Source organism: Vibrio sp. 10N.222.49.C12 (genome assembly GCF_041475025.1).
Classification (GTDB): Bacteria; Pseudomonadota; Gammaproteobacteria; order Enterobacterales; family Vibrionaceae; genus Vibrio; species Vibrio crassostreae_C.
The window spans coordinates 22,089-35,416 of the sequence record NZ_JBFRVF010000013.1; the positions used below are offsets into that span (position 1 = coordinate 22,089).

The 13,328-nt window shown below is 44.1% G+C and carries 8 protein-coding genes, 1 pseudogene and 1 riboswitch; of the genes and pseudogenes, 4 read left to right on the top strand and 5 right to left on the bottom strand.

What is annotated here, in order from left to right:
• The first annotated feature begins 118 nt into the window (after nt 1-118).
• Both AB4583_RS04115 and AB4583_RS04120 read left to right on the top strand, forming a co-directional pair.
• Nucleotides 119-613, top strand: coding sequence for a GNAT family N-acetyltransferase (locus tag AB4583_RS04115; RefSeq protein ID WP_372116529.1), 495 nt, complete (start codon nt 119-121; stop codon nt 611-613).
• Nucleotides 614-688: 75 nt separating this feature from the next.
• Nucleotides 689-788, top strand: a riboswitch (purine riboswitch).
• Nucleotides 789-878: 90 nt separating this feature from the next.
• Nucleotides 879-1,901 carry an adenosine deaminase gene (locus tag AB4583_RS04120; RefSeq protein ID WP_372116531.1) on the top strand — a complete coding sequence of 341 codons (1,023 nt, stop codon included), beginning with the start codon at nt 879-881 and terminating at the stop codon, nt 1,899-1,901.
• A 179-nt stretch (nt 1,902-2,080) separates the two neighbouring features.
• Here the strand turns inward: AB4583_RS04120 and AB4583_RS04125 are convergent, their stop codons facing one another.
• The 5 genes and pseudogenes from AB4583_RS04125 to AB4583_RS04145 all read right to left on the bottom strand — a co-directional run bounded on the left by AB4583_RS04125 (nt 2,081) and on the right by AB4583_RS04145 (nt 8,678).
• On the bottom strand, nt 2,081-2,746 hold the full coding sequence (locus AB4583_RS04125; protein WP_017060014.1) for a DUF2057 family protein: 666 nt from the start codon (nt 2,744-2,746) through the stop codon (nt 2,081-2,083).
• 106 nt (nt 2,747-2,852) lie between these two features.
• Nucleotides 2,853-3,277 (bottom strand): annotated as a pseudogene (locus AB4583_RS04130) (hypothetical protein).
• A 13-nt stretch (nt 3,278-3,290) separates the two neighbouring features.
• Nucleotides 3,291-5,678, bottom strand: coding sequence for an ATP-binding protein (locus tag AB4583_RS04135; protein WP_372116533.1), 2,388 nt, complete (start codon nt 5,676-5,678; stop codon nt 3,291-3,293).
• Entirely contained in the window at nt 5,671-6,765 is a 1,095-nt protein-coding gene (locus AB4583_RS04140) for a cytochrome-c peroxidase (RefSeq protein WP_372116535.1), read from the bottom strand. Before AB4583_RS04140 ends, AB4583_RS04135 begins: the two co-directional genes overlap by 8 nt.
• A gap of 350 nt (nt 6,766-7,115) precedes the next feature.
• A complete protein-coding gene (locus AB4583_RS04145; RefSeq protein WP_017069862.1) occupies nt 7,116-8,678 on the bottom strand; it encodes an arylsulfatase in 1,563 nt (520 codons plus the stop codon).
• Nucleotides 8,679-9,024: 346 nt separating this feature from the next.
• Between AB4583_RS04145 and AB4583_RS04150 the strand changes: the two genes are divergently transcribed.
• Nucleotides 9,025-10,572, top strand: a complete 1,548-nt coding sequence (locus AB4583_RS04150) for an arylsulfatase (RefSeq protein ID WP_372116537.1) — start codon at nt 9,025-9,027, stop codon at nt 10,570-10,572.
• A 206-nt stretch (nt 10,573-10,778) separates the two neighbouring features.
• On the top strand, nt 10,779-13,202 hold the full coding sequence (locus AB4583_RS04155; RefSeq protein ID WP_372116538.1) for a tetratricopeptide repeat protein: 2,424 nt from the start codon (nt 10,779-10,781) through the stop codon (nt 13,200-13,202).
• Nucleotides 13,203-13,328: the final 126 nt, after the last annotated feature.

Consider the following 13,328-nt stretch of genomic DNA (forward strand, 5'->3'; position numbering starts at 1 on the left):
GTCTTACTATTTGTTTAATTATTTCGGGCACTTACACCTTTAAAGGTTGTAGGTTCCCGTTGCTATCCGTAATATGAAAATTAGCTTATGGATAGAAATAATAGGATAAGGAAGCGCTTTGGAAATACAAATTAGACATTTAGAAGCAACGGATAGCCAAGATATTTTCGATATTTATCGCCGCCCTTCAGTTTCAGAAAACACCTCACAAAAGCCTTATCTTAGTTCTGAACAAGTGGAGCGACTGTTTGGTCATTCAGACCATTTCACTCTGGTTGCGGAAGTCTCCGGCAAAGTAGTGGGTCACATTACTTTATTCATGACCACCAAGGTAAGAGACAGGCACTGCGCTGGTCTTGGTATTGCTATTCACCCGGATATGCATGGTAAAGGGGTCGGTAAGGCGTTAATGCAAGAAGCGATCAATCAGGCGGATAACTGGCTTAATCTCGTGCGTCTTGAGTTAGAGGTTCATGCCGCTAACCACGCCGCTATTGCTTTGTATGAACGTGTAGGCTTTCAGTTAGAAGGCACAAAAAGACTCAGTACGTTCAAAGCGGGTAAGTACATCGATATGTTGCTTATGTCGAGAATACGACCAGATTACCGTTGAGATCGAACCAAACAGGTTCCTGCTTTAGAAATCGGTTAATGAGCAATTGATTAGTGAAATTCCCATTAAACTCTGTATAGTAGCAACCGTTTGCTTCGTATAACCCCAATGATATGGTTTGGGGGTCTCTACCAGCTCCCACAAAGTGCTGATTACGAAGGGTTTAGATCACAATTGTGTTCTTACTCTTTGTAATGGCGTTCAAGAAAACCTCCTGTCTATTATTCAGAGTAAGTGCACACCTAAAATCCATAGTAGGTGAAATATGAACGCATTTATTCAAGGGCCCCCAAAAGTAGAGTTGCATTTACACATTGAAGGTTCGCTCGAACCTGAGTTACTTTTCCAGCTTGCTCAACGCAATGGCATTGAGCTGCCTTATTCATCCCCAGAGCAACTAAGACGCGCATACGAATTTGATGATTTACAGTCATTTCTGGATATCTATTATCAAGGTGCTGATGCACTGCGCACAGAACAGGATTTCTACGACTTAACATGGGCTTATCTAGAACGCTGTAAAGCCTACAATGTTATCCATACTGAGATTTTCTTTGATCCTCAGACACATACCGATCGTGGCATTGCATTCGACACCGCTATTAACGGCATTCATCGTGCGCTTGAACAGGGTCATAAAGAGTTGGGCATTACCTCTCAAATCATCGCATGTTTTCTGCGCCATTTATCTGAAGAGAGCGCCATTCAAACGTTCGCAGAGGTATTGAAGCATCAAGATAAGATCGTCGGGGTTGGACTGGACTCTTCTGAATTAGGACACCCACCAGAGAAGTTCAAGCGTGTATTCCAACAAGCAAAACAAGCGGGCTTCTTGACGGTGGCGCATGCAGGAGAAGAAGGGCCGGCTCAAAACATTGTCGATGCGATTGAAATGCTCAGCGTGAGTCGAGTGGATCATGGTGTCCAGTGCATGACAGACGAAGCTCTAATCGAAGAGCTGATTGAAACCAAAATGCCACTGACGGTGTGCCCACTGTCGAATATTAAATTGCGTGTATTCGATGTGATGGAAGACCACAACATTGTCGAACTGCTCAGAAAGGGTGTGGCTGTAACGATTAACTCGGATGACCCTGCTTATTTTGGTGGTTACATGTCGGATAACTTTAATGCGGTGAGCCAAGCTCATGAGATGACGCATCAGGAGTTAGCGCTGTTTAGTTTGAATGCGATAGACGCGAGCTTTATTGAAGCGCCATTGAAGCAGCAATATCGAGAGCTTGTTCAAGGTTACTTAGCTAAAGCTGATTTTGACCAGAATTTCTAGCCGCTGTGCCCATTTACTAGCAGCTGAGTATAAAGCGCTAGGATGGCCAACTAAAGTGGATGGTAAAGTGTTATCGACTGAGTCTGCTTAATCTCTATAAGCCTAAATCATCTAGATGAAGACAAAAAAGAAGCTGGCAGTTTGCCAGCTTCTTTCATTTTTAAATTAAGCTCATTGAGCTACTTGTTCACGTAGTCTTTGAATTTCTGCTTGGTTTCAGCATCCGCTTTTTCGTACCAGAAATAGAGCATCTCTTCAGCTGTATTTGCTGCATTTCCGTCAATCTTTGCTGGAAGCGTTACCGGTTGTGCGACAGCAGCTGCTACGCCCGCGCTAGCACCTACTGTAAGTGCAGCGATGCCGCCTTTCTGGTTGTACTCCTTCGCTTCTTGTGGGTACTTACGACCAATCTGCATGCCATCTTTGATAAGTTTGTCTTGCTTAACACTGATTGCATTTTGGTTTTTATCAACCAGTTTCCAATCTAAGTTTTGAAGGCCTTTTTTCGCTTCGTTGGTGTTACGGAACTTAGGCATGTCAAACGTCAATGCTGTGTCTGTCGCATCAAAAGTAGCAATAATGGTATCGCTATCGACAAACTCTCGGTCGTTACCTTGGCTGAAAGCCAGTTGATATTTGAAAACGATTTGGTTTACGCCATCTGGAACGGTGATCGTTTTGCTCGAAGAGAAGAAACCACCGTCGAGATCAGGTTTAGCCTCATTAACAGCTAAGACTTCGACTAAAGCATCTGCGCTAGAAGGAACTTCAATTGTTACGTCAGCTAACACTTGTGGCGCTGCGATAATTGTCGAAAGCAGCGCAATGGATTGTAATGTTTTCATAGTCATACAGTTATTTAGGTGAGTTGTTCTACACTCGCATGCATAAAGCAGTATTTCAAGCTGCCTTGTCTCGATTTTGAAAAATTCACCGAAACTTAACCAAAGCCTAGTTTTTGAACGTGTCGATTGTATGGTTTCTGTGCGAGTGAGGGCGTGATCTTGAACTTTCCTCTGTCACGTCATCATCGACGTCCAGTGAGGCTTGAGGAGAAGGTAAAGAGATATAAATAGGAATAATTGCCGCCACCCAAATGGCATAGATGGTAATGATTCGGTTGAAGGCGACAAACCAGGTTTCGCTGCCGCTACCAGATAAGTAGTAACCCAATAAGGTAAGTAAGGTGCAGCCAATAGCCCACATCACGGCTGATAGTGGATCTTTCGTTGTGGCTGCGAGCAAGACTATCGTTATGTAGGGCACGGCCATGGCAATGCCCAAAGGAACATGACAGTCGACCACAAAAATGATTGTGGCACCGAGTGCTAAGAATAAATGTGGCCAGTGCTAGGTAAATTTACATTCCATATCATATGACACCTTCTTTTACCCCGTTTTTCGTTGCTGATGGAGTTTGTGTATTAATCGTGTTGCTTGATGGCTGTTGACTATCAAGCGATTGATGAGTTGCTGAAGTAATTCAGCCTCGGGCATGATGTGCTTCTCCGTTACCTTCTCAGCTTCGGTTGCGAGCTCGAATACTTCACTCATTTCATACCTTGATGCAATCGCTTTAACCGCCTTTAATGTTCTGGATAGATCATCTTGCTTGGCATCCGAAAATAGCTCTATCAACTCATCGATTTCGTTTTCTAGCTCATCAACGAGAGAAGTTAAGCATTTGAGCTTTTCGTCTGATTTAAGCTCATCGTTAGCTAACAATTGGCTACGCGACAGTTCTTCCTCTGTGAGTGGCAATTTGTTCTTAGGGTGACGCGTTAACATCGTGATGTTACTTTTTTCCTTGTTTGGAAGATTGTGTGTGTTAACGGAGTGATGGCGGTTGACCTCAAACTGTTGGTGAAACTCGTTGATGGCGTTTTGTAAGCTGTTTTTCTGTAACGGTTTGGTGAGTACAAAGTCTGCGCCTGATTCGATGAATTCATCGTGGGCCTCTTTGAATACATCGGCGGTACATGCAAAAACAACCGTAGTCAGCTTGAGTTCGCCACGGATTTTTTGAATCGCTTCAATACCGCTCATGTTGGGCATATGGTTGTCCATTATGATCAGGTCATATTGGTTTGACGCCAACTTATCTAAGGCCTGTAAACCGTCGTAGGCATTCTCAACCGTTAAGTTTATCGACTCACAGAACTTCCTAATCACCATTGCGTTGATCTTGTTATCTTCGACTAACAATACTGAGAAGTCATCGAGAGTCTCATTGGTTTTGGTTGGCGTTTGGTCGATGACTTGTTCTTCAAGCTCATGCATTTCTAACGGCAAAGAGATCTTAAATTGAGTGCCCAAACCAAGCTGGCTGGAAACCTTAATTGTTCCGCCCATCAGTTCGACTAACTGCTGAACAATGGAAAGCCCTAACCCTGTGCCACCAAACTTACGGGTTGTTGAAAGCTCAGCTTGTTCAAAGGCGGTAAATATATGGTCGATCTTGTCTTCTGCTATACCAATACCCGTATCCGTCACTAAAATATTCACGCTTGGTGGAGTAGTAGGGGCTATCAAGAATTCTACTTCGACCTTTCCTGACTCAGTAAATTTGACTGCATTGCCTGCTAAGTTAAATAAGATCTGACGTGTACGTGCAGAGTCACCAATCAACTGAATATTGGTAGGAATGTTATCTTTAATGATAAAAGCGAGGCCTTTGTCTTCTGCAAGAGGTGTCAATGTTTTATCAAGGTGTGTCACGACGTCGGTGACAGAGAACGGGCTGTATTCCAACTCCATCTTGCCTTGCTCCACCTTAGAAAAATCAAGAATGTCATTCAATATGGTGACGAGATGCTGACCAGAGTCAATGATGATTTGGGCGTGTTTACGAGTATTCTCGCTGTGTGAATCCTCCTTGATTATCTGAGCGATGCCTAATACGCCATTCATTGGGGTGCGTAACTCGTGGCTCATGGTAGCGAGAAAGAGAGATTTTGCTTCGCTGGCTTTTTCTGCTTTGTCTGCGGCTTCTTGATAGGAGAGGTTGTTTCTTTTGAGTTCGAAGACTCGAAAAATAAACATGGTGAATGAGAACGCTAAAGTCAGCAACGCCAAAACGATAATAAGCTTAACGATGATACTTCTAAGTTGGTCTTGCAGATCGGTAAACTCATGCTCAATATGTTCAATATACTCCATGCTGTGTGCTGAAAGTACTTGAGATAACAGCTGACTTTGTTGTTGGTTGAGTTCGGTAAACGTTTTATAAAGGTTCGCCAGCTCGGAGTTAACACCTGAATGGTTAATTTCGATTCCCCCAACCAACACACTCGCAAGAAGCGCGCTTTGAATGTCGATATTTGCGTTGTTTATCTCAGCATCAGTTGAGTTGCTCTCTGTGAGTTGTAGAGTCAAAGATTGCAAAATAAACTGACGAGCCACACTAAGTCCTACTAGGTTGTCTAGCGTATCTAAGTTCGACATTGAAGCATCGTAAAAGCGATCCAATAATTGCGCTGTCGGTAAGTGTTTAAAGAACGTAGAGTGAATATTCTCGCTTTGATAACTTTCTCTGAGTAGTTGCAACTCTCTTTCTAAAGCAACCAAATCTGCAGACATTTGATAAGGGTTGGAAATACCCGCAAGCGCTGCATTGGTGATATGATCACGCATTTCTAATACTTCATGGCCTAACTGCCGAATAGGCACTCCATATTCGGTGACCTTTTCATGCTCGGAGTAGGTCAGCATAATAAAGCTAATTAAGCCGATGAAAAGCGATACAAACAGTAGAAATATGAGTCTGATCTTATTCATTTTCAAACTCCATTAACATTTGAGGACGGTTACCGGTTAGGGATTCGAGGAAGACTTTAATATCGTTTATGGTCTGTTTTTCAAACGTTTTACCGAGTTGGCTTTCCCCCATTATTTTGATCGCTTCTTCGAGTGTGGCTGTTTGCCCGTCATGAAAATAGGGTGCAGTGATCGCCACGTTTCTTAAGCTCGCAACACGAAATAAATCCTTATCTTGTGGTTTAGCGGTAAACATAAAACGACCTTGGTCTTCACTTCGCTCGGCTCCTGTTTTCGATAACCCAAAGTAACCAAATCGCATCACCATGCCTCCACCAATGTTGGTACCTTGGTGGCAACGAATACAGCCTTCTTCTTGAAAAGTTTCCCAACCTCGTTTGGCGGTTTCAGAAAGTGCTGCGCTGTCACCTTGTAAATACAGGTCGAAAGGGGCATTGGGTGTGGTCAAACCCTGCATAAATTCAATAAGAGCAGCCTTAATTGAAGCTTCGTCAATGGGCGTTGATTGTTCTTGGAATAAGTCGATGTAAGTTTTCGATTGAGACACATAATCCGTAATATGTTGCCAGTTTGAATCCATTTCATCGACGTTGTGCACTGGGCCATCAATTTGATCGCCGAGGTTGTTTACTCGACCATCCCAGAAGAACCGATAGTTAAAGACTGCGTTAAAAACGGTGAGTGAATTTCTCATCCCTGCGCCGTTTACGCCAATCGAAACTGGAATTACCTCTGCGCCGTTGGTTTGCAGGCTATGACAACTTTCACAGCTCACACTGCGGTTAGAAGAAAGGTTCGGGTCTTTAAATAGCACCCAACCAATTTTGGCCAGCTCATGATTTATCTCGGGAGAGTTTGGAATCGGAGATATGGGTTGGCTTGAAGCGACGGTTTTATGTGCGTGCTTTTCTTCGGAATGGGCGGAGTGCCCTGAAGAGTGAGAGTCATCATGATTGCTTTCATGGGCGTGATTTTTTTTGTGTTCGAACGAGGTGTGCATTTTTGAAGAGGCCGCGTCATAAACTAGCAAAGCGACTGAAACGACAATGACAATGATGCTTATTCCTGCTAAATATGGCGTTTTCATAACATTAGTCCATCTAGTTTGACAATTATGGCAACTCAGAATCCTTCTGATATCACCTTCATTTTACTTTCCAATGATAGGTGTTATTTATAAAGCTAGTTGCGCATATGTGATGTTGCAAGACAAGTGGTAGGAAATTAAATCGCTTAGGCGGTTATCTAGCGGGGATTGATAGGGAGGTCTAGTCAGAATTGAATGAAGCTCTTTCAAATGAAATCAAGCCGAATGGCGTTAAACGAAGAAAGCCGTGGTAACTCAAGTGAGTTATCACGGCTTTCGTACTCGATTATGTACTTACTATAAATCTTAGTTAAATACACATCTATACAGTTTGCATCGCCTAGATAGGCTTATTTAGCTTGCGCTGCTGCCGCTTCTAGTTGCTTAAGTTTACCTTGAAGCATGTATGCATTCTGGTTGAAGTTACCTGGGTTCAGTACTTGGCTATTCTGCATAGGGTAATCTGGTAGCGTCGTCATAAACTCTTGAACCTGATTTCCTACTGGAACGAATAGCCACATGTTGTCAGCCATCCAACGCAGGTACATGCCAGACTCGTGTGGTGCTTTTTCGAATGGGTCTGCACGTAGGTGAACGACTTGAGGCCAGTTTGGTTGGAAACGTACTGCATCTGTGATGTTACCGTCCATTACAGCGAACGAAATCTTGAAGTCATTCCAACGTACCGCGTTTAACTCAGCGTTAGCAGAGAAGTAAAGCATGCTATCACGAGGGCCTTTCTCTTCTTTACCTTGGAAGTAAGGCAGGAAGTTGTAACCATCTAGGTGTACACGCCAGTTTTTACCGTTGTAAGTCGCACCTTTATCAGAAGCCAGCTTCTCAACCACTTTATCATCACCAGCTGCTGCTAGTAGAGTCGGAATCCAGTCTTGGTGACTCATGATATCGTTGATCTTAGTTCCCGGCTTGATTGTACCAGGCCAGCGAACTAGCTGAGGAACACGCATACCGCCTTCGTAAGTTGTACCTTTCTCACCGTGGAAGTAAGTCGCACCGCCATCAGGCCAAGATACGGTTTCTGCACCGTTATCAGTAGAGTAGATGACGATGGTGTTGTCTGCGATCTTAAGCTCATCAAGCTTGTCTAGTAGGATACCTACTTGGTCATCGTGCTCTAACATGCCGTCAGCGTAAATGCTGATACCCGATGCGCCTTGGTATTTTTCTTGTAGACGAGTCCACACGTGCATACGTGTTGTGTTGTGCCAAATGAAGAATGGTTTGTCCGCTTTCACTGCTTTTTCCATGAAGGCTAGAGATTCTTCTAGGAACTCTTCATCCGCGTGCTCCATACGTTTACGCGTCATAGGACCAGTATCTTCAATCTTACCGTCAGAAGTTGATTTGATTACACCACGAGGCCCAAAGTTCTTACGGAACTCAGGATCTTTAGGGTAGTAGTATGTTTCTGGCTCTTCTTCTGCATTCAGGTGGTATAGGTTACCGAAGAACTGGTCAAAACCGTGGTTCGTTGGAAGGTGTTTATCTTGGTCACCCATGTGGTTCTTACCGAACTGAGCAGTCATGTAGCCCTGTTCTTTAAGAAGGTCTGCGATAGTTGGAGCCCAATCTGGGATACCGTGATCAGAGCCTGGCATACCGATAGTTAATAGACCTGTACGGAAAGGTTCTTGACCCGTTAGGAATGCAGCACGACCAGCAGTACACGATTGTTGACCGTAGTGGTCAGTAAATAGTGCGCCTTCGTTAGCTATACGGTCGATGTTAGGTGTTTCGTAACCCATCATACCGTTGTTGTATGCACTGATGTTGAATACACCAATGTCATCACCCCAGATAGCAAGAATGTTTGGTTTTTCTGCTGCCGTTGCCGCTGAAGAAGCTGCTAATAAGCCAACACCTAATGCTAGTTTATTAATTTTAGTACCCATAAGGACTCCGATTCACTTTAAAGATTAATGCGTTAGAGCAACACATCGATGAACAAATGTTATTCCCAAAATTCCGCTTCGTCCTTTTATAGTGCTTATAACCAATCGTTATGATGCTCAGTTAACCCATTGATCAATATCATTTTTAGTGGGTTGAATGAATAAGTCCTTAGTTTGTATGTGTGATCCTTATCATGTTTGTTGGCGTTAACCTTATCGATGATTCCGGTGTCCATATCTCAATAAAAATGACAAATAGATTAATAGTTTAGCGAATCTCGCGATCGTTCAAAAAATGGACTATACGTTGTAGGGCAGGATGCAAATAACTTACGAAGAGGTTTCTATGACAGCGAAATATGGCGCTAAACGTCGATTAGCGATTTTGGGTACAGCAATGATGGCCGCGTCTAGCGCCACTTTTGCGGCAGAAAAGCCAAATATATTGGTCATTTGGGGGGACGATATTGGTCAATCCAATGTGAGTGCATACACCTTCGGTCTCATGGGTTACAAAACCCCGAATATTGATAGCATCGCGAAAGAAGGGATGATGTTTACGGACTATTACGCAGAGCAATCTTGTACTGCGGGTCGCTCTACCTTTATCACGGGACAAAGTGTATTACGAACGGGTTTGAGTAAAGTAGGTTTGCCGGGCGCAGACATTGGCTTACAAGCAGAAGACGCGACAATCGCAGAAATGCTGAAACCTATGGGTTACATGACAGGTCAATTTGGTAAAAACCACCTTGGCGATAAAGATGAATTTCTTCCAACAGCGCACGGGTTTGACGAATTTTTTGGCAACCTTTATCACCTAAATGCTGAAGAAGAACCAGAAAATGAAGATTACCCAACCGACCCAGAGTTTCGTAAGAAGTTTGGCCCGCGTGGTGTTATCAAATCATTTGCTGACGGCAAGATTGAAGATACGGGCCCATTAACACGTAAGCGTATGGAAACCGTTGACGAAGAAACGCTCGATGCCGCGCTTGATTTTATGGATCGCGCAGTGAAAGCCGACAAGCCATTCTTCGTTTGGTGGAACGCAACGCGCATGCACTTTAGAACGCATGTGCAACCAGACAGCAAAGGTGTAACCGGCATCAGCAATTACGCCGACGGTATGGTTGAGCACGATCGCCACGTTGGTCAGTTACTGAAACAAGTTGACGAATTGGGTATTAAAGACAATACGATTGTTTTCTACTCAACGGATAATGGTCCACACATGAACTCTTGGCCTGATGCGGGCACAACCCCGTTCCGTGGTGAGAAAAACACCAACTGGGAAGGCGCATACCGTGTACCAGCAATGGTTCGTTGGCCTGGTAAGATTGAACCGGGCAGTGTCTCTAACGAAATTATGCATCACATGGACTGGATGCCAACCTTCGTAGCAGCCGCAGGTGATGATCAAATCAAAGAGAAACTGCTGAAAGGCCATACTGCAGGTGATAAAACGTTTAAGCTTCACCTAGATGGTTATAACTTTCTTCCTTATCTAACGGGTGAAGAAGAAAAAGGTCGTCGTTCGGAGATCTTCTACTTTACCGATGATGGTGATTTAGCAGCACTTCGTTATAACCAATGGAAAGCGGTGTTCATGGAGCAACGAGCAACGGGTACGATGCAAATCTGGGCTGAACCGTTCGTGACGTTACGCCTTCCTAAGCTGTTTAACCTTCGTATGGACCCATACGAAAACGCAGATATTACCTCGAACACATATTACGACTGGTTGTTAGACCACGCTTATATGTTCGTTCCTGCTCAAGCGTATGTGGGCAAATTCTTAGAAACATTTGCTGAATACCCACCACGCCAAAAAGCAGCAAGCTTTAGCTTGGATCAGGTTATGGAAAAACTTCAAGAGAACCATAACAAGTAAGCTTTGGTTTATTGAAACTGATAGCTTAATGAAACTGAAAACACAAAGAGCTCTTAAGAGCTCTTTTTTTTGCGCATATCGATGAGTAAATACCAGTCGTGAATATGAATCACAACTATCGTGCTCGCTGCCACTAAATAATTGTAAATTCATTGTTTTTGCGTCTACCTTATTAAGCATAAGGATGTATAAAAACAAGGAATGTTATGTCTGCATGGTTGTGCTCACTGGTAAACGGATTGAAACACCAGCGAGTCGCAGTATTATCCGCAATCTTGTCTTCACTGATGTTGTCGCTGTTCAGTCTGAACGCCTATGCCAACGAGCAAGACCCTAATATCAACTCTGATATTTCAAAGGCCAACTCTGTAGCTTCGCACGTTAGCTCTCATGCTTTACCTATCGGCTCTAAAGCCACGTATGTCGGTTCGGAAGCGTGTGTTGATTGTCATAGTGCAGAAGTCGAAGCGTGGGAGGGCTCTCATCATGATATGGCGATGAAGCACGCTACAGACGAATCTGTATTAGGTGATTTCAACGATCAAACGGTCACTCATGACGGAAAACCCAACCGATTTTTCCGCAAGGGCGAAGAGTTCTGGGTCAATATTGAAGGGCAATACGGCCACTTTAAAGATTACAAAATCAGCTATACCTTTGCCTTTGAACCACTACAACAATACATGGTTGAATTTGAAGACGGCCGTGTACAGTTGATTCCTTTCGCTTGGGATTCTCGCACTGAGGGCGAAGGCGGTCAACGCTGGTTTCACCTCTATCCTGATACCACCAACACCGATGAATTCTACTGGACCAATAGTGGTCAAAACTGGAACTTCACGTGTGCTGATTGCCATTCAACGAACCTAGAGAAAAACTACGACAGCGCGAGTAATACCTACAACACTACTTGGTCTGAGATTAATGTCGGTTGTGAAGCGTGTCATGGCCCTGCAAGCGAGCACGTTGAACAGGCCTTGTTAGCAAATAAACAGAAAGCCAAAGCTAACGGTGGAAAGGATGCTCCAGTCTCGGCGCATTATGGTTTTGACCGCGACTTGTCGAAGTCGGTCAAAGAGTGGATCTATCAAGAGGGTAATTCAACCCTGCAACCAAAAGACATCATCCATACCAATCAAGTTCAAACCTGTGCTCAATGCCACAGCCGTCGTACTCAGTTAAATGAAACGGGTGATCACGTTAACGGGTCTTTCTTTGATAAGTATCGCTTGAGCTTGATTACCCCAGAGCTTTACCACAACGATGGTCAAATCTACGATGAAGATTACGTTTACGGATCTTTCCTTCAATCCGTGATGGCTGAAAAAGGCGTCACATGTACTAACTGCCACGATCCTCATACCGCTGAACTAAAAATTGCGGAAGAAGCCGTGTGTAGCCAATGTCATATTGCATCAGAATACACTCCTGAAAAGCACACATTCCACGAAGCGAATACTGAAGCTTCACAATGCACGACTTGTCACATGCCAGAGACGACTTACATGGAGGTCGACCCAAGGCGTGACCACAGTTGGCATATCCCACGTCCTGATATTAGCCAACACATTAAAACGCCGAACGTGTGCACTAGCTGTCATGCAGATCAAACCGACCAGTGGGCAGATAAGCAAATCGGTGAGTGGTTCCCAGATTCTAAGTATCGTAATCAGCAGCACTTTGCCGTTGCCTTTTATGCTGACTCGATAGGGCACAGAGGTGCAGAGGATGCGTTGGCATACTCGGCTCAGGACTCTAGCTTAAGCAATATCATTCGTGCATCGAGCTTAGAACGTTTGGGCGGTAATACGGGTAAGAATACGCTTATTTCGCTGGCAAGAGCGGTGAAACATGATGATGAAATGATCCGTTTGGGTGTGGTACAAGGCTCGTCTGGTTTCCCATTCACTGACCGTTGGCAAATTCTAGAGCCGCTACTGAAAGACCCTGTATTGTCGATTCGTTCAGAAACCGCAGGCGCATTAGTGCGTTATTGGGGAGAAATGAACCCTCTGCAGAAAGACCAAATCAAGCCTGCATTAGAAGAGTACATTGAAATACAGCAATTTAATGCCGACAGAGGATTTGGACGTACTAACCTAGGCAACGTTTACCGAGATTTAGGCCAGCACGACAAAGCGATTGAGTTTTATCTAGGCGCTATCGAGATTGAGCCTTATTTCGAAAACAGCTACGCCAATTTAGCAGATTTGTATCGAGCGCAAGGTAACGAGGCAAAAGCGTTGTCGACCTTGAAGCAAGGTATTGAAGCTCAGCCTAAATCGAGTGTTTTGCCATACAGCACAGGATTGTCTCTGCTTCGTGTGAAAGATTACGAACAAGCAACGGACTACCTTAAACAAGCCGCTGAAACTGCGCAAACCGACCCTCAATATTGGTATGTGTACGGATTGGCTTTGGAAAAATCGGATGTGCTTGCGGCAAGTCATTCACTGCATAAGGCTTACCAATTTAGCCGCAACCCACAGCACCTGTATGCCCAGTGTGAAGTGTTGGCGCGAAACAGTCATATACCGGGCGTACCAAAGGCGTTTGAGCAATGTATTTCATCATTGAGCAAAGTGGCACCGCCGGAAGCCATTAACCAATTGAAAGCTAAGTTTAAATAAAGCGATGAGGTGAGCTTGGCTATCGAGCTTGCTGCTTATTCCGCTTGTAACCAATTATCGCGTTTATAACTGTTTATCATGTGTATAACTAATAGTTATGGAGCTTGTGAGTAGGATGTACGCAGC

Coding starts and splice junctions, on each gene's coding strand:
- AB4583_RS04120 (WP_372116531.1), top strand. CDS start 879: ATGAACGCATTTATTCAAGGGCCCCCAAAAGTAGAGTTGCATTTACAC.
- AB4583_RS04125 (WP_017060014.1), bottom strand. CDS start 2,746: ATGAAAACATTACAATCCATTGCGCTGCTTTCGACAATTATCGCAGCG.
- AB4583_RS04135 (WP_372116533.1), bottom strand. CDS start 5,678: ATGAATAAGATCAGACTCATATTTCTACTGTTTGTATCGCTTTTCATC.
- AB4583_RS04140 (WP_372116535.1), bottom strand. CDS start 6,765: ATGAAAACGCCATATTTAGCAGGAATAAGCATCATTGTCATTGTCGTT.
- AB4583_RS04145 (WP_017069862.1), bottom strand. CDS start 8,678: ATGGGTACTAAAATTAATAAACTAGCATTAGGTGTTGGCTTATTAGCA.
- AB4583_RS04150 (WP_372116537.1), top strand. CDS start 9,025: ATGACAGCGAAATATGGCGCTAAACGTCGATTAGCGATTTTGGGTACA.
- AB4583_RS04155 (WP_372116538.1), top strand. CDS start 10,779: ATGTCTGCATGGTTGTGCTCACTGGTAAACGGATTGAAACACCAGCGA.